Below are 21,804 nucleotides of genomic sequence, written 5' to 3'. Positions count from 1 at the left end.
TATCACATCCTTATGGGTGTGAATATTCTGTACAGAACGTTTCATTACAAATAAACTGCATTTGAATAAAACGTTGCGTGCTTATGACTCTAATAAATTTTTCAAAAAAATCAAGCGTTTCTTCTATATAAAAAACACGCATGAAAATCTACTCATTATAAACAAGCAATTTATACGCCAAATCTATTGATTTGGCGCCAATTCCTTCAGCAAACTGTCTAATAAGTCATTTATAAATTGAATGCGTTTGTCATATTCTTCGAGCATGACCATCACTTTTAGACGCTGTCCACCTTCCATTCGGAAGAAAGTCGGATGCTTTTGCATCATTTGAATGATCGATATGGCTTGAACTGGTGTATCTGGCGAGAACTCAATACTGCCGCCATGTGAGCTGATATCAATTTTTGTGATACCCAATTGTTCCGCTTTTAAACGCAACTGATGGACAGAGAATAATTGCTTGACTGCTTGCGGCGGCAAGCCGAAACGATCAATTAACTCCATACGAATGTTATCGAGTTTCTCTTGAGTATCCGTATTACTAATGCGTTTATAGAACAATAACCGTTGATGTACATCACCTAAATAATCATCTGGAATTAAGGCTGGCATGTGCATGCTAATTTCAGCCGTTAATGACAATGGAGAGTCAAAGTTAGGCGTTTTACCTTTTTGAATGGCTTTGGTGGCTTTTTCAAGCATTTCCATATACAGGCTATAACCGATGGTTTGCATTGAGCCACTTTGCTGTTCACCCAGCAACTCACCTGCGCCACGAATTTCTAAGTCTTCTGTAGCCAACATGAAGCCCGCACCCAAAGTCGATGCACGAGAAATGGCATCTAGGCGTTTTTCAGCATCACCCTTTAAGCCTTTGAGCGAAGGTACAAGTAAATAGGCGTATGCTTGATGGTGCGATCGACCGACACGACCACGTAATTGGTGCAACTGCGCAAGTCCCAGTTTATCTGCACGCTCAATCAAAATGGTATTGGCGTTTGGCACGTCAATCCCAGTTTCAATAATGGTTGAACACACCAGCACGTTATATTCTTTGTGATAGAACTGCTGCATGATTTGCTCTAGCTCACGCTCACGCATTTGACCATGTGCTACCGCAACTCGGGCTTCAGGAACCAATTCACGTAGAGTTTCTGCCGTACGTTCAATGGTCTCGACTTCATTGTGTAAGAAATACACTTGCCCGCCACGTAATAGTTCACGCAAGATGGCTTCTTTAATCGAATCCCCAGTGTGTTCTTGCACAAAAGTTTTCACAGCAAGACGACGGGCAGGTGGCGTTGCAATAATAGATAGATCACGCATACCACTAAAAGCCATATTCAGCGTACGTGGAATAGGCGTTGCAGTTAGCGTTAGCATATCAACATCGGCACGTAAGGCTTTAATTCTCTCTTTATCACGTACACCAAAACGGTGCTCTTCATCCACGATCATGAGGCCGAGATTTTTAAATTGCACACTTTCCTGCAAGATTTTATGTGTGCCAATCACAATATCCACTTTGCCTTCTGCGAGGTCTTCAATGGTTTTGGTATGTGATTTTGATGAACCAAAGCGTGAAAGGACTTCAATACGTACAGGCCAGTCCGCAAAACGGTCTTTGAAAGACTCGTAGTGCTGCTGCGCCAACAACGTGGTTGGCACAAGTACAGCCACTTGTTTGTTATTTTGTACTGCCACAAATGCAGCACGCATGGCCACTTCTGTTTTACCAAAACCGACATCACCACAAACCAAGCGATCCATCGGCTTCGCTTGTTGCATGTCATACAGTGTCGCTTCAATAGCATTGGCTTGGTCTAAAGTTTCTTCATAGGCGAAGCCACTGGCAAACTGCATATACAGACTTTGATCCAGTTCAAATCCATAACCCGGCTTCGAGTGACGACGGGCTTGAATATGTAAAAGTTCTGCCGCCACATCATGGATCTGCTCTAAAGCCTTGCGTTTGGCTTTAGACCATGCATCTGTGCCCAATTTATGTAATGGTGCTAGATCTGGGTCACCACCGCTATATCGGCTAATTAAATGCAGGTTTGTCACAGGGACATACACTTTGGCTGCATCGGCATAGTCTAACTGCAAAAATTCATGGTCTTGCTCATCGATACTCAAGGTAATTAAACCTGCATATCGCCCCACACCATAATCAATATGAACCACTGGTGCGCCAATACTTAGCTCGGTTAAACTACGAACTAGGAACTCTTCTGATACTTCCTGTTGGCGTTTACGACGACGTTGAACCACACGGTGTTCATAAAGCTGATTTTCAGAAATTACACTGAGCTTGTCAGTTAACAATAAACCACGATCTAAGGGCGCATTGGTGATCGCAATCGCATGCATAGAATGCATAAAATCATTAAAACTTTCGACCGTCGGGATATCACCCAAACTTGGACGCAATGCATCTTTTAAAGTTTCACGTCGACCAGCGCTTTCAGCCACTAAAAGTACCGGATAATTTGCCGCATCGATATACTGCTTAACCGCAGAAAATGGTTTTTCACGTTTTGGATCGACAGGTAATCGGGGTGGAATCTCAGCTGCAAGATTGATCACGCCATTGCGTTCATCAAAAGCCTCAGGCGAAGCCACAATACGACGGCAGAGATTTAATTGTTCTAAAACCTGATTTGGTTGTAGGAAAATCTGCTCTGGCGGCAAAATCGGTTGGTCGACATTATGACGGCGGTCTTCATAACGACGCACAATATCCGACCAAAACTGAATCAATGTGTCATCAATAGCTTTATCTGTAATGACAATGCCACTCTCTGGTAAGTACGAAAATAGCGTACTTTGCTCTTTCATGGCTTGTTCAGAGAAGAACAACGGAAAATAAAACTCAATACCCGGTGAAGCTATACCATCTTGTACATCCTGATAAATTGGATTTTTCTTTGGATTTGCCGTCGGAAAATTTTCCGCATATCGATCACGAAACAGTGACCGCGCTTCTTTTAATGGAAATTCTTTTGCAGGTAAAACCGTAAAATGATCTAAGTTTTGGGTGGTTCGCTGAGTTTCAGGATCAAAGAATTTGAGGGTATCGATTTCATCATCAAATAAGTCAACACGAATCGGTGAACTTTGTCCCGAAGCGTAAATATCCATGATGCTACCGCGTACTGCAAATTCACCATGATCATAAACGGTATCCACCAAGTGATAGCCCGCTTGTACTAATCTTAATTTTTGTTGTTCGATATCAAATTTTTGACCCACTTTAATATCAAAGTGTTCACCTAATACCCAAGATGCCGGTGCAACTCGCTGCGCTAAAGTTGTTGCTGAAACCAACAACACACCTTGCTGTGGCATATTGGACAAAATCGCCAAGCGTTCAGAAACAATGTCTTGATGTGGCGACAGCCGGTCATAAGGTAAAATTTCCCAATCTGGGAAAATAGTTGGCTTAATTCCGTAAAATTCCAGCTCACTTTCTAACTGCCCGAGATGCTGATTATTACGTGCAACAATCACAAACAACTGTTTGGATTGTTTGCTAATTTCTTTAAATAATAATGCAGCAGATGAGCCTTGTAAGTTTCCGACCCACCGCTTTTCGCCAGCTTTAAGCTGTTTAAGATTGAGTTGTGAAATTTCTTGCTGGAACATGATGTAAATAGCTTTTAATGTTTTAATCACTTGGTGATCATATTAACACGATGCTTTTTACATTCCGAGATTTAAGCAACTATATACAGTGTTTTAACCAATGTGGATTTGTGATTGTATTTTCTATTGATGAGTACCCTTAACGCACCCATCAAACTCAAACACTGCAGTCCATTCACTTACTTACGATCACGGATGAATTGACGATAATAATCATTCAATAGTTTGACATAATGTTTAAATTGCAACAGATTTTCTTCAGTATTGCCTAATCGTGCAACAAAGCGTTGATTTGCAATTTCCAAGTCTATTTTTTCATTGATAATCATTGCAGTCGCATAGAGCTGTTTTAAATCATCGAAATTTGTCATTTTTCTATTCGACAAATATTCCATACGTTCAGACAAAGTATTTAAAACTACGCCTTCAATGATATAGCCCTGAGTTTCATCATATTGAATGTGGTATTGTTCTAAGTAAAGTTGCTCAGGCGACTCTTTAGCGCCTTTGAATAAATCGACTAACTTATTAAACATCTGACTATCTACAACATGATAAAAAACCTATTGTACTTCGATTACATCCTTTTTTGGGCAAGTTAAAGCTTTTCTGACTTTATCTATGCACTAAATTTTTCATCCAAACCTTCATGACTATATATAGAACAATAATTACAATCCTAAGCAAATATAGCGTTTTATTCTCAACCTAATACTTTCTTTTAGAAATCTAAAACATCACTGCCATCAGATTAGTTTTCTAGATTTACCACTAATTTCTTCAAATAAAAAACGAAGGATTAACCTTCGTCATTTACTCATCATGGGGCTATTTAAAAGTCTTAAATAAGCATTTAACTCACTTGAGCGAGTGGCATACTAAATGGTGTCACTTCAGAAACTAAATTTTCAATCGAGAAAATTTCATCCAATTGACTTACAGTTAACAGCTCTTGCTCTAAAACCACTTGGCGAATGGTTTTATTTTCGGCAATACATTGCTTGCCGATTTCATCACATTTTGCATGACCTAAATATGGATCGAGTAAGGTCACAATACCTACACTACGCATCACAGCATCAAAACACGCTTGCTCATTTGCCTGAATCCCTTGAATACATTTGCTGTCTAAAGTTTTCACCGCATTCACCAAAAGCTCAATTGATTCATTCATGGACAATGCAATCACCGGCTCCATGACATTTAATTGTAATTGCCCCGCTTCTGCGGCCAAAGTAATGGTTAAATCATTCCCCATTACTCGAAATGCAATTTGGTTGACCACTTCAGGGATCACAGGATTGACCTTTGCAGGCATGATCGACGAACCTGCTTGTAACTCAGGTAAACGAATTTCCGCTAAACCTGTTCGTGGCCCTGAACTTAAAAGACGTAAGTCATTACAAATTTTAGAAAGTTTGACAGCTAAACGTTTTAAGCAACTCGATAATAAAATAAATACGCCACAATCGCTGGTTGCTTCGACATAGTCTTCTGCACCTTGCAATTTTAGACCGGTCAAATGAGCTAGATTTTCAACGGCCTTCGCTGCATAACCCGCAGGAGAATTCACGCCAGTGCCAATTGCCGTCGCACCTAAATTAATTTCCAATAGAAGCTGTCGATTTTGCTCAATTAACTTCAAATCTTCTTTTAATAATGTTGCAAATGCACGGAATTCTTGCCCCAAAGTCATCGGAACAGCATCTTGTAACTGTGTACGCCCCATTTTGATTACATGTTTAAACTCATCGGCTTTAATATGTAAGCTTCCAATTAGCTGATTTAAAACCACAAATAAAGCATCAAAAGCGCTAAATGTTGCTAGACGCAGCGCTGTTGGATAGACATCATTGGTGGATTGTGACTTATTAACATGATCGTTTGGATGAATCCGTTGATAACTGCCTTTAGCATCTCCGAGCGACTCAAGGGCAATATTGGCAATGACTTCATTGGCATTCATGTTAATAGAAGTGCCTGCTCCACCTTGATAAATATCAATTGGAAATGCAGGCTGCCAATGTTCTGGATGATCAATCAATGCATCGCAGGCCTGCTGAATCGCTTGGCGAATATCATCTTGTATTAAGTTAAATTGATAATTGGTTTCTGCTGACGCTTTTTTTACCTGAGCAATAGCGCGTACAAAGTTTAAATTTTGTCCGACATGCTGCTTTGATATTTGAAAGTTTTCGATGGCACGCAATGTATGTATACCGTAATAACATGACTGCGGGACTGCTTTATCCCCCAATAAATCATGCTCTATTCTCGTTTTTTCCATTTGAACCGTTGTCACTGCGCATTCCCTCTAATTACGCACCAAGACTGTGCATACCTCATATTCGACCTGTTCAAATCATCTCACTACAGATGATGTGATGCACATTTGCAACCAAATATTTCAAATGCACATTTCTTGTTCACCATGTAACATTGTGTAATTTTTACCTAATTTCATTAGTTCTCTTTTTGTGATGAAAAGTCTTAAGTAGATTTATATTTCAAAATTTAAATTCCCTTCTGTACAACATTTCAGCAGCACAATAAAAAAATTCGATTTGTAATAAGAAAAAATAGTATTTACACAAAATATACATAAAATATGCTTAAAGGTTACAGAGTGTAATTTTTAAATCGTGCTTGAATCTGCGATTTACGACAGAAGTACAAATTTTCATCTAGGACAGAGATGATTTGCTTTCATTAAGGATGAACCGCCTATGAGCCATTTAAACCCGACATTAGTCACCTTTATTTTTTATATTCTTGCAATGCTTGCCATTGGTTTGTGTGCCTACAAAGCTACGCATAACTTTGACGAATACATTTTAGGTGGACGAAGTTTAGGAAGTGTTGTGACTGCACTTTCAGCAGGTGCATCCGACATGAGTGGTTGGCTACTCATGGGTCTCCCTGGTGCAATTTATCTATCTGGTCTTTCCGAAGCTTGGATTGCAATCGGCTTAATTATCGGTGCTTGGTTGAACTGGTTGATCGTTGCTGGTCGCTTGCGTGTTCATACCGAATATCAAAATAATGCCCTGACCCTGCCCGATTATTTCACGAGCCGTTTTGCAGACCGTAAAAAGATTTTACGTATCATTTCAGCTGTAGTGATTTTAGTGTTCTTTGCGATTTACTGTGCTTCTGGCATGGTGGCTGGCGCACGACTTTTCGAAAGTTTATTCGGTTGGAACTACACAACAGCACTGTGGATTGGTGCAATTGCAACCATCAGCTATGTCTGTATTGGTGGATTCTTAGCGATCAGTTGGACCGATACTTTCCAAGCGGGTCTGATGATCTTTGCACTGCTGATCACACCGATCATCGCCTACCTTGCTTTAGGTGATAACAGTCAAAATCTTGCTGCTGTTTTGGAAACAGCTCGCCCACAAGCTTCTAATTTATTTGAAGGTTTAAGTACAGTTGCGATTTTATCCAGCATGGCATGGGGCTTAGGCTATTTTGGTCAGCCGCATATTTTGGTTCGCTTTATGGCAGCCGATTCTGTTAAATCCATTCCGAATGCACGACGCATTGGTATGACATGGATGATCCTATGTCTAGGCGGTGCTGTAGCAGCCGGTTATATCGGTATTGCTTACTTCCAAGTTCACTCAGAACTGGCAAGCGTCGTTAATGCCAACCCTGAAACGGTATTTATGGAATTGACTAAAATTCTATTCAATCCGTGGATTGCAGGGATTATTTTAGCCGCAATTTTAGCTGCGGTGATGAGCACACTTAGCTGTCAGTTATTGGTATGTTCAACAACCTTGACGGAAGATTTGTACAAAGGTTTTATTCGTAAAAATGCATCGCAAAAAGAATTGGTTTGGATTGGACGTGCGATGGTCTTGGCAATTGCTGTATTTGCAATCACCTTTGCAATGAACCCTGCAAGTAAAGTTTTAGGCTTAGTGGCTTATGCATGGGCAGGTTTCGGTGCTGCATTTGGCCCGCTGATTATTCTTTCATTGCTGTGGAAACGTATGACGCTTAACGGAGCAATCATTGGCATGATCGTAGGTGCTGTGACTGTCATCGTGTGGAAAAACTACTTAGGCCACCTTGGTTTATACGAAATCATTCCAGGCTTTATTTTCTCTGCAATCAGTATCGTTGTCGTGAGCTTATTGGGTAAAGCACCAGAGGCGGATGTGGTTGAACGCTTTGAAAAAGCCGAAGCGCAATATCAAAAAGAAATGTCTGAAATCTAAAATTTTTGACACTAAAAAGGGGCTAAATGCCCCTTTTTTATACTCAATTATTGATGATTAGCTACTTCGGCCGAGCCGCAGGTTTCAGCTTAATTTGCATACTTTCTTTGATCACTTCCATCACAGGATAACTACGCGTTTCCTTGATACCAGGTAATTGCCAAAGTACCTGCCCTGAAATTTTTCTAAATTCTTCCATATTTGCGCAGCGTATTTTCACCACAAAATCAAAACCACCGCTGATCATGTGACATTCTACGATTTCTGGAATTTGACGCACTGCATCCGAAAAATCTTCCAATACATTGGGTGTAGTTTTATCTAGTAAAATCTCCACAAAAACCACAAATCCATTGTTGAGTAAGACCGGATTTAAACGTGCTTCATAGCCTAAAATAAAGCCCTCTTTCGATAATTTTTGCACACGTGCCAACGCCGCAGTGGGTGATAAATTCACCATTTCCGCAAGCTTAATATTGGACAATTTTCCGTCTTCTTGCAGCAGCTCTAAAATTCGAATATCTATACGGTCTAAGCTCAAATATGGGCCACTCATCTGAATTTTTCTCTAAATATTATTAAAACTATAGTGAGTTATTCGCTAAATATTCTGTGATGATAAATTAAATAAAGGATCAAGCTCAAGATTTATTTGCTCGTCATAGAACTTTGACACGGAAAATTGAAACATGAATGGAAAAGTATTTGAAGTCACGGGAAGCGATGACTACATCATTGAATTTAAAGACAAGAATAGCTTTGAACAATCGATTAATACAGCATGGCGTCGTGCTGAAACTGAGTGTATTGAAAACTTATTAGCACACAGTGAAATCCCTTCCCCGATCAGCGATCAAATTCAACAATTGGCTTTTTTAGCCCATTCATTACGTGAACGTAAAAGCGGTACAGGTAAAGCAGGCATTGTGCAAGGCTTGCTACAAGAGTTTTCATTGTCTTCTCAGGAAGGCATCGCGCTCATGTGTTTAGCCGAAGCGCTACTCCGTATTCCAGACAAAGCAACGCGTGATTTACTGATCAAAGATAAAATCAACCAAGGTAACTGGAAAGATCATGTTGGCCAAAGTAGCCTCATGTTCGTAAATGCTGCTGCTTGGGGTTTAATGCTGACGGGTAAACTAATGGAAACCCCTCAACAAAAAAGTCTTTCTAGTCTATTGACGGGTATTTTAGCACGCAGTGGTCGTGGCATTATCCGTAAAGCTGTCGACGTGGCTATGCGTATGATGGGCGAACAGTTTGTCACAGGCGAGACCATCAATGAAGCGATTAAACATGCAGAAGTATTAGAAGACAAAGGCTTCCGTTATTCATATGACATGTTAGGTGAAGCAGCATTAACTGAACCTGATGCAGAACGTTATTATCAAGACTATACCGATGCGATCCACGCGATTGGTCAAGCCTCTGAAGGTAAAGATGTTTATAACGGAGCAGGCATTTCGATCAAATTATCTGCCCTACACCCGCGCTACCAACGTTCACAGATCGACCGTGTGCATAACGAACTTTATGGCAAAGTGCTTGAACTTGCAGTATTAGCCAAGCATTACAATATTGGTCTAAACATTGATGCTGAAGAAACTGACCGTTTAGAAATTTCTTTGGAACTACTCGAACGCCTGTGTTTTGAGCCTAAATTAGCGGATTGGAAAGGCATTGGATTTGTGATTCAAGCCTACCAAAAACGCTGTTTCTATGTGGTCGACCATATTATTGACCTCGCTAAGCGTAGCCAAAAACGTTTAATGATTCGCTTGGTGAAAGGTGCATACTGGGACAGCGAAATTAAGAAAGCGCAAATTGAAGGTATGAGTGACTATCCTGTATTTACGCGCAAAGTTCATACCGACCTGTCTTATATTGCATGTGCTAAAAAACTCTTGGCAGCACCTGAGCAAATTTATCCTCAGTTTGCAACACACAATGCGCAAACTGTTGCTACGATCTACCAATTAGCACAGCCAGAGCTTTACTATCCAGGCCAGTATGAATTCCAGTGCCTTCACGGCATGGGTGAACCCCTCTATGAACAAGTGGTGGGTTCAAAGTCTGACAACAAACTGGGGGTGCCATGTCGTATTTATGCACCGGTGGGTAACCATGAAACCTTATTGGCCTATTTAGTTCGACGTTTACTGGAAAATGGTGCGAATACTTCTTTCGTTAACCGTATTGCAGATAAAAATTTAAAAATTGAAGATTTAATTGAAAATCCAAGACAGACGATATTAGCGGCTGCTGAAAAAGAAGGTGTGACTGGCGCTAAGCATCCATCCATCCCATTTCCGCAAGATTTGTATGGCTCAGAACGTCGCAACTCAAAAGGACTCGATTTAGCCAATGATCGCGACTTATCTCAGCTCAATACCACGGCAGTACAGCATGCACATACCCAGTGGCATGCTAGTGCAATGGGCGCTAATTTAGAAGAAATTCATACTGCAAGTATCAACATTACAAACCCTGCAAACCGTAGTGATGTGGTCGGTAGTGTCAGCGAAGCCAGTTTAGAACAAGCGGAAATCGCTCTCAATAATGCGGTAAATGCCCAAGCTTCATGGAAAACTTTAGACAAAGATCAGCGTGCAGCATGCTTAAACCGTGCGGCGGATTTGATGGAAGCACAATTGCAATCTCTGATGGTGTTGTTGTCACGTGAAAGTGGTAAAACTTATGCCAATGCTATTGCTGAAGTCCGTGAAGCTGTAGATTTCCTACGTTATTATGCAGCTCAAATAATTGATCTAGCAGAGAATACGCAAATTGAACCCCTAGGTACTGTGCTGTGCATTAGCCCATGGAACTTCCCGCTTGCTATTTTCACAGGTCAAATTGCTGCAGCCTTGGTTGCAGGTAATACCGTGATTGCCAAGCCTGCTGAACAAACGCCACTGATTGCTGCTCAAGCTGTACATATTTTATGGGAAGCAGGTGTTCCGTTTGATGTATTGCAACTCCTTCCTGGGCGTGGCGAAACCATTGGTGCCAAACTCAGTGCTGACTCACGTATCCAAGGCATTATGTTTACAGGCTCCACTGAAGTCGCACGTATCTTGCAAAAAACCGTGGCACAGCGTTTAAACCAATTTGGCGAAAGCGTGGTTTTGATTGCTGAAACTGGCGGTCAAAATGCCATGATTGTTGACTCATCAGCATTGACAGAACAAGTGGTATTAGATGTCGTTAACTCAGCTTATGATAGTGCCGGTCAACGCTGTTCTGCCCTACGTATTCTCTGTGTGCAAGAAGATAATGTGGACGTTGTCCGTACCATGTTACAAGGTGCCATGGAGCAACTTCGTGTCGGAAATCCTGCACTTTTAGCAACTGACATTGGCCCAGTGATCGACCTTGAAGCACAGCAAAATATTGAAAAACATATTGAGAAGATGCGTAGCAAAGGCTATCCAGTACATCAAATCATGTTTAATGCTGATGACAATGCCTTAAGTACGGGAACTTTCGTTGCACCAACTTTGATTGAACTGCCAAATTTAAATGATTTAGAACGCGAAGTTTTTGGGCCAGTATTGCATTTAATCACCTACAAATATGGTGAGATTGAAAACCTATTAACACAAATTAATGTCAAAGGTTATGGTTTAACCATGGGCTTGCATACACGTATTGATGACACGATTCAAAAAGTCATCGGTCATGCAGAAGTCGGCAACCTGTACATTAACCGTAATATTGTAGGTGCTGTGGTTGGTGTACAACCCTTTGGCGGCGAAGGCTTATCAGGTACAGGTCCAAAAGCTGGCGGTCCTTTATATCTTTACCGTTTAATGCATCAAATTTCTGAGAAAAAATTGGCTACACCTTATGCTGCTCAGGCAGAAACACAAGCTGCACACTTCCCTGCATATGAAGCTTTTAACGCTTGGGCGAAGCAACATTTTGCAGGCATTGCCATTCAAGCACCGCAGGCCATAGCCGCAGGACAAAGTTTTGAACTGCAAGGCCCAACTGGTGAAAACAACCAATATGCCATTTTGGCACGTAAAGGTGTACTTTCACTAGCCAATAATGATGCAGATCAACTGAATCAAATTGCTGCGATTTTATCGGTGGGTAGTCAACCAATGGTACTTGCAGACAATACTTTTGTGTTGAAACACTTAAATAGCATGCCGAAAATCCTCGTGGACCAATTTAAAGTGATCACGGATATTTATCATGGCAATTTTGATGCGGTTTTACACCATGGTGAAAAAGCTGAGTTATTAAAAATTCAACAAGTCATTGCATCTCGTGAAGGTGCAATTATTGGCATTACGCATTTAGCTTCAGGCCAATATGACATCCCTGTAGAGCGTTTCGTGATTGAGCGGGCAATCAGTGTCAATACTGCGGCAGCCGGTGGTAATGCCAGCTTAATGACGATGAATTAAACACTGAATTGAACTCCAACTAATCAGTTCCTCACTTAGCTCAATCTTTATGAATGTTCCATAAAGATTGAGCGTTTTTTAACTACCCCTAGATAAATATTCTGTTTAGCGCATTCAGACTCATTTTCTCGACAGATAAATACAGCCAAAAGTGGAATTAATTTAGTCTTATAAGGTGAATTTTGCTAACATGACTTTTTTTAATATGTTTGCGATTTTTTACTGCATATGACTTCAACTTATCAGCAACAACTTGATGCCAAAGTTGCCCGCATTTCGGCTCAATTTTCAGAATATAACCCTCCCTCTTTAGAAGTTTTTCCTTCTGCTGAACAAAACTTTCGTATGCGAGCGGAATTCCGAATTTGGCATACTGAAAATGATATGTTCTATGCAATGTTTGAACGCAATGCAGACAATGAAAAACAAGTTGTCGAAATTAAAGATTTCCCGATTGCAGATAAAAGCATTAATGATTTAATGCCAATATTATTAAATGAACTCAAGGCGCAAGAGATCTTATCGAGCCGTTTATTTGAGGTTCATTTCTTAGCGACGCTGAAAGGTGAAATGCTGGTTTCATTGGTTTACCGCTGCCCGCTCAATGCTGAATGGGAAGTTGCTGCCAAAGCGCTGTCTGAAAAGCTCAATATCAAGATTTATGGTCGTAGTCGTGGTCAGCGCGTGATTTTGACTGATGACTATGTGATTGAAGAACTCCAAGTGTTTGACCGTAAATATCAGTACAAACAAATCGAAAGTAGCTTCACGCAGCCCAATGCTGGCGTATGTCAAAAAATGCTGGAATGGGCGTGTCAGGCTGCCGATCATTCAGACAAAGACTTACTTGAGCTCTACTGTGGTAATGGTAATTTCACGCTGCCTCTTTCAACACGCTTTAATCGCGTTTTGGCAACAGAATTAGCCAAGTCTTCAGTCTATGCAGCACAGTGGAATATTGAGCAAAATGGCATTAATAATATCCAAGTGGCTCGTCTATCAGCTGAAGAGTTTACCCAAGCCTACAATGCTGAACGTACATTCCGCCGCCTTGAAGAAGCTGAAATTGAAATTTCAAGCTATAACTTCGATACGGTATTTGTCGATCCACCGCGTGCAGGCATCGATGATGAAACACTAAAACTGTTGCAACGTTTTGAACGCATTATCTATATTTCATGCAACCCAGATACTTTGCATGACAATCTTAAACTGCTTTCACAAACGCATAAAATCAGCAAATTCGCCTTGTTTGATCAATTCCCTTATACACACCATGTAGAGTCTGGTGTGTTTCTTGAGAAGATTTAAACAAATTATTTCAAGTCATGTTGTTGTCATAAAAGGAGCTTTCTAAAAGCTCCTTTTTTATATACCAAAAAAGCTTTATTTTCTCGCCACATGCGGTGTAATGGATGCCTTTTTATATCAATTAGGCAAAGATTCTAAAAGTCCAATCGAAAAAATGATGATTCAAGTGGCTAAAATTTCACTTTAGTAGTCTTGCTTTATTTATTGGATTGGTTATATTTCGTCCTATGTTAGGTCGCAAATGAAGGCTCTATGAGTTTTTGGCATAAGTTGTTCGCTAATGAACAGCAAAACGGGCATAAGAATCAAATTGCCTGTGTTGAAAATGATTGCTCTTGTAAAACCAATGAACAGCTTATTGCTGCTCTTACAAAGGCAACAGATGAAGATGTTATCCTCGGTATTAAAAAAGTGCTCGCTTCGCGCGGTTATAGCCGTAAGGAATTAAATGAAATCCAGCATCTACCTCTACAGTAGAGTCTGAACATTCAATGTTCAAACAAGGCATTCTGTTTTACAGAGTGCCTTTTTCATTTTTTAGTCTAATCAAAAGTATGCCGCTTATTTACAGATTAGGTTTTGTGGATTGGCCACATCGCTATTTACAGCTTTTATGCTATGCTCCAAGGCAACTCAGTGATGTCTAATTTTTAAACACACGACAATAAAACCTAATATTGCATCAAATATGATGCCGAAGACCTCTAAACAGCATTGATATAAAAACTAAAGGAATGAACATGAATAAATTAACAATTTGCCTAATCGCCTGCTGCATACTTAGTCTAAGTGCTTGTAGCCAAATTCCCAAAGAATGCGAAGAATCTTGGGATAAACTCGAAGCCTTATCGAAACAAATGGGCTTAAACGAAGAGCAAATCAAAGAACAGAAAAAACAGTTTGAAGAAAGTATCAAGCAACAATCTAAAGAACAAGCCATTCAAATGTGCCAAACCCAAAGTACCTTTTTAGGTTTAGTCGGCAAATAAACAGTAGTTGCTATCAATCTAAAGACTGTATACATGAAGCCCGACCATTCGGGCTTTTATTGTTTGCATTGAAATGCTGTTGTATACGCTACAATTGGCCCTAAAGCTTTCAAACTTGAATCATGTCTATTCAATACTTGAATATCTGCACTAGACACAGATCCATCTAAATACAAGGCATTGTTAATCGATAATTGCTGCTTAAAATATTGTGCAAATGCATAAAACGACACGCCTTCACGACTGATCACAAAATACAACTTGCCGTTTTTGATCCCCACACCATTGCGGATTTTCAATGAATCTGACTGTGGGATAAAGTTTGAATTGATTTTTCCATCTACCACTAGCATCGGGCCTGACTGCGTCGCATAACGTGCATTAAAATTTGTGGAAGCATATTTTTGTGTAGTTAATATCACCGCTTGCTTGTCATTCCATGCTAGAACACCATTCGGCTGAATTAAGAAATTGCCAAAGCCTCGTGTTGCACGATTCAAGGCTTTTTTCTGCAGCCCATTTTCAACGTAAAGACCAACAGGCGCTAAATCTGCATGATACATCCCTGCATTCATTGCGAAGTTCATCGTATTACATTTACGCGCTAATGCCTGCTTTAAACGCTGTAAGTCTCGATATGGCTGCTGCTCTGCATTATATAAATAGAGCTTCAGTTGACTCAGATCCGAAATTTCAACCACATCCACGGCAATGGGCTGACTGACACGTTTCGCTTGAATATTGGCATAGGAAATAGTCGGTGAGAAAATCAGACCGAGCAGCATCATAAAGCGCATTTTTTTAAACATTGAGGTTGATTGAACACCAAGCATGACCCTATCCATAGCGTGCGTTAAAAATCGAACAAATTTTAGCTAAATCATCGCTAAAATAGTCGATTAATTCACAGATTAAAAGTAGACTAATCTTTAAAAATAATTCGGATTTAAAGTAGGACTGGTAAATTCATGCACGTGCAGAAAGATGGTTTTCCTCTTGGAACACATCTTATTGTTAAACACTTCGGTTATAGCCATCATGGCATATATGCCGGCCGCGGTAGAGTCATTCACTACTCTGGTTTTGCACACCTTTTCAAAAAACATCCAATTGAAATGACTTCGATCGAAAAATTCAGCCACGGCAAAAAAATTATCGTTCAGTCATATAGCAATCCAAAATTTAAAGGTCGTAAAGTGGTGCGTCGTATGCGCTCTCGCATGCATGAAAACAACTATCATCTGATTATTAATAACTGTGAACACTTATGCACATGGGCTATTACCGGCGTTGAAAGTAGTCCTCAAGTGTTCCGTATGATGAACCGACTCACCACGATTGGCTATGTCAGTTCTCTGATGAGTTTTATGAGCAGTATGATGCTGACCGTGACCACTACTTGCTTTGCACTGGTGTTCTATATCAAAAAGAAACTGCGCGAAAAAGCCAAAATGCAGATGCCGGTTTATACCTATTTAAAGCGTGAAGAACATAAAAATCGTTAATTCACTGCAGCAGCATTGAACCGTGGCTTTATCAAATTTCAATACATCAGCACATTGCTTAGAAATACTGCGCTAATACACAAGCTTTTCCTTACGGCGTATCAGATGTCATGCTTAATTTTGGTCACTCTTCACATTGCTAAAAGTTCGCATTGCTAAAAGGTGGAAATTTATCTTCAACCAAATTGCTTTGCAGGCCATGTTCTAAATAAATTTTGGCTGCATCCAAAACCGTTGTAAAACCACCTGTACTATCGATAATAAAATCAATTAATGCCTGACCTTGCAGAGGAATCTTTGAATTTTTGATACGAACGTAGGTTTCCATCGGGCTAATCTGCTCAAAAATAAAATCGACTTGAGTTTTTGGTTCTCCCCACTGTATTTGAATTAATTTGTTTTCCTTAATACTCAGCACGTCTACATCGGCGACTGCATTATATTTCTGCCAAGTCCATTGCACGGTTTTACCTTCTTCTAGATAGCCACTCGATGCACTAAACCAAAAATGCTGTGTTATTAAAGGATCAACAAAAGCATTAAATACGATATTGATGGACTTACGAATTAACATCTGGGTTTCAATCACGACACTCATCAGCATTCCTACAGTATTTTAATTTTATTCAGTGATAGCACAGAGAACTGATCATTGCCTACCACTGAATTGTTATTGCCCTATTAAGCTGTATGTTCTGTAATAAATGCTGATGTCACTAGCGTGGGATTCTTCTCTGTAAATTGCCCATTCCAATAGGGATAGTATGGATAAGGTGGATACACTGCACTGACTGCGTCTAATCGGGCTAACTGCTCTACGCTTAACGACCAATCTTTCGCCGCAAGGTTATCCAACAGTTGCTGTTCATTACGTGCGCCTATCAAAATGCTAGAAACTGTCGGTCTGGTTTTCAGCCAATTCAATGCAATCTGCGGGATAGAGTGCCCTGTTTCCATGGCTATTTCTTGCATTACATCTAACACCGCATATAACTTCTCGTGTTGAACTGGCGGTGCGAATTGTGCTGTTTCATGCAGCCGGCTTTGCTTTGGAATCGCATGCTCACGATCAAATTTTCCTGTTAATCTCCCCCAGCCCAGCGGACTCCAAACCACTGCACCAATCTGTTGATCATGCTGCGCAGGCATCAACTCCCATTCATAGTCACGTCCAATCAAAGAATAATAGACTTGATGCACACTTAGCTTTTCATAGCCCTGCTGTTGGGCAATCGACTGAGCTTTCATGAGCTGCCAGCCTGAAAAATTCGACGCACCGATATAGCGAACTTTTCCACTACGTACCAAGTCATCCAAACTGCGCATCAGCTGCTCAAGTGGCGTCGTGCTATCAAACTGATGTAGTTGCAGCACATCAATATAATCTGTGCCTAAACGCTTTAAACTCGCCTCCACAGCTTGTATTAAATAGCTTCTAGAATATCCACCTTGATTGATTCCATCGTTCAATCGGATACCCACTTTGCTGGAAATAATCACCTCTTGGCGTTTTGATTGAAGTAATGCACCGAGCATCTGCTCTGAGGCACCATTTGAGTAAGCATCTGCGGTATCGAAATAATTCACGCCTTGATCAATACACAGATCAATCATACGTTGGGCATCATTTAAACTCGATTGCCCCCATGCAGAGAAAATAGGGCCTTGCCCGCCAAATGTACCTGCACCAAAGCCGAACTCTGAAACTTGTAAGCCAGATTGCCCTAGATTGTGATAGTTCATGGTGATTTCCTGTGTTTAATTTATACACAGAATAGGCACAGATATTTATCAGAAAAACCCTGAATATCGAGAAAGACTTTCTTGATTATATTGATAATGCTAACTGAAGATTTCGACTTATTCACACGAATGGCGGCACTGGGTTCAATCAGTCAAGCTGCCAAAGAAGCCAATCTCTCTGTTTCTGTCGCTAGTAGCCGTCTACACAGACTTGAACAAAGTTTAGGGCTGCGCTTATTTCATCGCACTATATGGCAACTACATTTAACACAGGAGGGTGCTGTTTTATTGCAGCAAGGTTTTCCCTTACTCGAACAATTTAATTCTCTGCTAGGCCAATTTCAGCCTGAACCACAACAACTCAGTGGCACATTAAAAATCACCTGTTCAGAAGTTTTTGGAAATCGTATCTTAGGGCCAGTATTTGCAGCCTTTGCCAATCTACACCCAACATTGACTTTAGATATTGAACAGACCGATCAAAATTTAGATTTGGTCTCCGCAGGTATCGACGTTGCGATACGTATTGGACAGCTAGAAGACTCATCGCTGATTGCTAAACCACTCAGCTTAAACCGTCGTATTTTGTGTGCCTCGCCTAGCTATATCAAACAACATGGCGAACCTCGCTCTCTAGAAGAGCTCTCTATGCTCCAATGCATTTTGCAGAAATACCCAAAGGGCGTTTCGCAGCATTGGACATTTTTCCAAGATCAACACAGCATAAAAATACCTGTTTCAGGGCAATTTCATATCAACTCAGGTGAAGGCGTACGCCAAGCAGCACTTGCAGGTTTAGGCATTTCGAACCACTCCATCTGGCATGTGGAGGACGATCTACAATCTGGCCGACTCATCCAAGTTCTACCTGCAATCCCTGTTCAAAGCACAGCAATCTATGTGGTAATTCCGCATCGACATTTTGTGCCGCCTAAAGTACAGGCCTTTATGCAACACTTGGACGATTTTTTTCAGCATCAGTATGCTTGGTACGTATCGCCCAATTTATCTAAAAATTAGGCCAAGAACTTATCTTAGGTTACTGTTAAATGTCTTAATCAGCGGCGGAAGTTCAACTTCTAGGCTGCTAAACATTTCACGCTCAATATTGCGTACAATCGAGTCCAGCGGTAAATCATTTTCCTGCAAGCCAAAAGGCTCTTCTAGCTCTGCACTTAACGCATCCAAACCTAAAAATAAATATGCAATCAAAGCCACAATAACAGGTGTCCAAATCCCTAAACTGGCCTCTAGGCTAAACGGCAAAATCAGACAAAATGAATACACCGCGCGATGTAAAAGCACCGAATAGGAAAATGGTAGTGGCGTGGTCATAATACGGTCACAGCCTGCATGGATATCACCCATTGCTACAGTATGACGTGTAAGCGTGCTGTAAATAATATCTGTAATCTGACATTGTTTATAAGTTTTGACTAAATCTTTTTGAATAATTTCAAGTAAATACTGTGGCGCATTGATATTGTCTCGACATTGCTGCCATTGCTGATCCGTCAAAGCTGCACCATCTTTAAAATGTGCAATATCTTGTGATTCATGGCGTAAGCGATCACGTAACAAATTGCAAAACAGCATGATGCGGTAAATCAACACGGTTCTTTGCTCATCTTCAAGGACATGGCTATCACGAATCATGTGGCGTGTATTGGCAATCAATGAGCCCCAAAGCTTGCGACCTTCCCACCAACGGTCATAACAGGCAGTATTTCGAAAGCTCAAAAAAATCGACAGAATCACCCCAAAGATGGTAAATCCGATGGCAGGAACTTCGGGGGTATTCAGGTAGTGCGCAGCACTTAGATACACCAAAATCGCCGACAAACTCACCACGACGGCTAAAGCAGGCATAACTTTTGGGAGTATCGTGCCATGCCATGCAAATAAAAGTTTAAAGCTATTATTTTTATTTCGAATGATCACTTATTTTCCCTCTGTACTGCCTTAATGAACCATCTCAACCATGAAAAAAGCCCAACCGAAGTTGAGCTTAATTTTAACCTACTTGATCTTAATCTATATAGGATTCAAAGATGAATCCCTTTAAAAATCTAAGATTTTATTTACCCGGTTTGAAACTGTCTTTCAAATCTAGGATGCGGTTAAACACCGGTTTTTCTGCTGTATGATCAAACTGATCTGCAACAAAGTAACCCTCACGTTCAAATTGGAAACGGTCTTCAGGTTTTACTTCTGCCAATGCAGGCTCAATCACCGCTTGAACCACTTTCAGCGATTCAGGGTTTAAGTTAGCAAGGAAGTCATCACCCACTTCAGGGTCTGACTCAGTAAATAAACGGTCGTAGATACGAACTTCCGCAGCAATACCTTTGCTTGCAGAAACCCAATGTACAACGCCCTTCACCTTACGGCCTTCGGGGTTTTTACCTAAAGTTTCAGGGTCAATTGAACATTTCAATTCAACCACTTCACCGTTCTCGTCTTTAATCACTTCATCGCACTTAATCACATACGCATGACGTAAACGCACTTCACCGCCCGGAATCAGACGTTTAAAGCCTTTAGGTGCAACTTCTTCAAAGTCTTTACGATCAATGTAAATGTCCTGAGTCAACGGAATAATACGGTCACCCATGTCTACATTTGGATGACGTGCATGTACCAAATCCATTGCTTCAGGCAAGTTAGTTAAAGTCACTTTGAGTGGATTCAACACAGCCATGCCACGCGAAGCAGTATTTTCTAAAGACTGACGGATGCAGTATTCAAGCATTGCAACATCTACGATACTGCCATCGACTTTTGTTACACCTACACGTTTACAGAAGTCACGTAGACCTTCTGGAGTAAAGCCGCGACGGCGCATACCCACAACGGTCGGCATACGTGGATCATCCCAACCATTCACAAATCCACCTTCAACCAATTTACGTAATTTACGTTTAGAGGTAATGGTGTAATCTACATTTAAGCGGCTTGATTCGTACTGACGCGGTACAGATGGTGATTTAACTTTCTCTACAACCCAGTCATAAAATGGACGGTGATCAACAAACTCAAGTGTACACAGTGAATGCGTAACTCCTTCAATGGCATCTGATAATGGATGCGCATAATCGTACATTGGGTACATTTTCCATTTATCACCAGTTTGGTGATGTTCAGAATGCAAAATACGATACAAAATAGGATCACGCATATGAATGTTAGGTGAAGTCATGTCAATTTTGGCACGTAGTACTGCCTGACCTTCTCCCAACTCACCATTACGCATTTGTTCAAAACGCGCTAAGTTTTCTTCTACGCTAGCATCACGTTGCGGCGAGTTTTTACCCGGCTCAACAAAATTACCACGGTTCAGTTTGATTTCTTCAGGGCTTTGCAAATCCACATAAGCATCACCTTGTTCAATCAATTGAACTGCCCAAGCGTAAAGCTGATCAAAATAGCTCGATGCATAACGTGGCTCGCCATTCCACTCAAAACCTAGCCATTTGACGTCATTGGCAATACCGTCTACATACTCTTGCTCTTCGGCATCCGGGTTTGTATCGTCAAAACGGAGGTTACATAGACCTGCGAATTCTTGAGCAATACCAAAGTTTAGGCAAATAGCTTTTACATGACCAATATGTAGGTAGCCATTTGGCTCTGGTGGAAAACGTGTTACAACTTGTTCGGTACGACCTGCAGATAAATCATCTGTAATGACTTGACGTACAAAATCTAAGCCTGGCTGTTGTTCCTGCTGCGCAGCTTCGACAGGGGCATTGTTCTTGGTTGTCGGATTGTTAGGCAGGGATGAAACAACATCGTTTGGCTTCATGGTAATAAAATCACTTCTATAAAGATAAAATTAGGATAATTAAAACGCTTTTCTTTATTTTTAACAAAGAAAGTAACGTTTTTACTTGCCTTGTAGTTTACAGTTTGCTTATGCTTCTCACAACCAAAAAACCCATGGCTTTCATGTCCATGT

General features: G+C 40.7%; 16 protein-coding genes. 7 read left to right on the top strand and 9 right to left on the bottom strand.

Annotated features, from left to right (window positions below):
• Positions 1-183: 183 nt before the first annotated feature.
• From mfd to FTU79_RS08590, 3 genes are all read right to left on the bottom strand, one after another.
• Positions 184-3,651: a transcription-repair coupling factor gene (gene mfd, locus FTU79_RS08600; RefSeq protein ID WP_180049674.1), complete on the bottom strand. Its 3,468-nt coding sequence runs from the start codon at positions 3,649-3,651 to the stop codon at positions 184-186.
• Positions 3,652-3,830: 179 nt separating this feature from the next.
• A complete protein-coding gene (locus FTU79_RS08595; protein ID WP_180022141.1) occupies positions 3,831-4,187 on the bottom strand; it encodes a hypothetical protein in 357 nt (118 codons plus the stop codon).
• Between the two features lie 317 nt (positions 4,188-4,504).
• The gene (locus tag FTU79_RS08590) at positions 4,505-5,953 is read right to left on the bottom strand and encodes an aspartate ammonia-lyase (protein WP_180049650.1); all 1,449 of its coding nucleotides are present in this window, start codon (positions 5,951-5,953) and stop codon (positions 4,505-4,507) included.
• Positions 5,954-6,377: 424 nt separating this feature from the next.
• Between FTU79_RS08590 and putP the strand changes: the two genes are divergently transcribed.
• Positions 6,378-7,880, top strand: a complete 1,503-nt coding sequence (gene putP / locus FTU79_RS08585; RefSeq protein ID WP_180049648.1) for a sodium/proline symporter PutP — start codon at positions 6,378-6,380, stop codon at positions 7,878-7,880.
• Between the two features lie 61 nt (positions 7,881-7,941).
• On the opposite strand, the gene FTU79_RS08580 is transcribed toward putP, so the two are convergent.
• Complete coding sequence (locus tag FTU79_RS08580) at positions 7,942-8,436, bottom strand: Lrp/AsnC ligand binding domain-containing protein (protein WP_180049646.1); 495 nt, start codon at positions 8,434-8,436, stop codon at positions 7,942-7,944.
• A 133-nt stretch (positions 8,437-8,569) separates the two neighbouring features.
• On the opposite strand from FTU79_RS08580, the gene putA reads away from it, so the two are divergent.
• The 4 genes from putA (at position 8,570) to FTU79_RS08560 (ending at position 14,598) form a co-directional block, all read left to right on the top strand.
• Positions 8,570-12,298, top strand: a complete 3,729-nt coding sequence (gene putA / locus FTU79_RS08575; protein WP_180049644.1) for a trifunctional transcriptional regulator/proline dehydrogenase/L-glutamate gamma-semialdehyde dehydrogenase — start codon at positions 8,570-8,572, stop codon at positions 12,296-12,298.
• Positions 12,299-12,526: 228 nt separating this feature from the next.
• Positions 12,527-13,609: a tRNA (uridine(54)-C5)-methyltransferase TrmA gene (gene trmA / locus FTU79_RS08570; protein ID WP_180049642.1), complete on the top strand. Its 1,083-nt coding sequence runs from the start codon at positions 12,527-12,529 to the stop codon at positions 13,607-13,609.
• Between the two features lie 252 nt (positions 13,610-13,861).
• On the top strand, positions 13,862-14,086 hold the full coding sequence (locus FTU79_RS08565; RefSeq protein WP_168378613.1) for a hypothetical protein: 225 nt from the start codon (positions 13,862-13,864) through the stop codon (positions 14,084-14,086).
• Between the two features lie 263 nt (positions 14,087-14,349).
• Positions 14,350-14,598, top strand: coding sequence for a hypothetical protein (locus tag FTU79_RS08560; RefSeq protein WP_180041590.1), 249 nt, complete (start codon positions 14,350-14,352; stop codon positions 14,596-14,598).
• Between the two features lie 56 nt (positions 14,599-14,654).
• Here FTU79_RS08560 and FTU79_RS08555 read toward each other — a convergent pair whose 3' ends face one another.
• A complete protein-coding gene (locus tag FTU79_RS08555; protein ID WP_257224273.1) occupies positions 14,655-15,431 on the bottom strand; it encodes a phosphodiester glycosidase family protein in 777 nt (258 codons plus the stop codon).
• 135 nt (positions 15,432-15,566) lie between these two features.
• Between FTU79_RS08555 and FTU79_RS08550 the strand changes: the two genes are divergently transcribed.
• Positions 15,567-16,103, top strand: coding sequence for a lecithin retinol acyltransferase family protein (locus tag FTU79_RS08550; RefSeq protein WP_078193494.1), 537 nt, complete (start codon positions 15,567-15,569; stop codon positions 16,101-16,103).
• 139 nt (positions 16,104-16,242) lie between these two features.
• On the opposite strand, the gene FTU79_RS08545 is transcribed toward FTU79_RS08550, so the two are convergent.
• Both FTU79_RS08545 and FTU79_RS08540 read right to left on the bottom strand, forming a co-directional pair.
• Entirely contained in the window at positions 16,243-16,701 is a 459-nt protein-coding gene (locus FTU79_RS08545) for an SRPBCC domain-containing protein (RefSeq protein WP_372491103.1), read from the bottom strand.
• Positions 16,702-16,784: 83 nt separating this feature from the next.
• A complete protein-coding gene (locus FTU79_RS08540; protein WP_180049640.1) occupies positions 16,785-17,846 on the bottom strand; it encodes an aldo/keto reductase in 1,062 nt (353 codons plus the stop codon).
• 96 nt (positions 17,847-17,942) lie between these two features.
• Between FTU79_RS08540 and FTU79_RS08535 the strand changes: the two genes are divergently transcribed.
• On the top strand, positions 17,943-18,866 hold the full coding sequence (locus FTU79_RS08535; protein WP_180007835.1) for a LysR family transcriptional regulator: 924 nt from the start codon (positions 17,943-17,945) through the stop codon (positions 18,864-18,866).
• A gap of 9 nt (positions 18,867-18,875) precedes the next feature.
• Here the strand turns inward: FTU79_RS08535 and FTU79_RS08530 are convergent, their stop codons facing one another.
• Both FTU79_RS08530 and FTU79_RS08525 read right to left on the bottom strand, forming a co-directional pair.
• Complete coding sequence (locus FTU79_RS08530) at positions 18,876-19,787, bottom strand: bestrophin family protein (RefSeq protein WP_180007836.1); 912 nt, start codon at positions 19,785-19,787, stop codon at positions 18,876-18,878.
• A gap of 136 nt (positions 19,788-19,923) precedes the next feature.
• The gene (locus FTU79_RS08525; protein WP_180049638.1) at positions 19,924-21,651 is read right to left on the bottom strand and encodes a glutamine--tRNA ligase/YqeY domain fusion protein; all 1,728 of its coding nucleotides are present in this window, start codon (positions 21,649-21,651) and stop codon (positions 19,924-19,926) included.
• Positions 21,652-21,804: the final 153 nt, after the last annotated feature.

The organism is Acinetobacter sp. YH12144 (assembly GCF_013418345.1).
GTDB lineage: Bacteria > Pseudomonadota > Gammaproteobacteria > Pseudomonadales > Moraxellaceae > Acinetobacter > Acinetobacter amyesii.
Note: the sequence above shows the minus strand (reverse complement) of the source record. Positions and strands in the feature narration are given on the sequence as shown.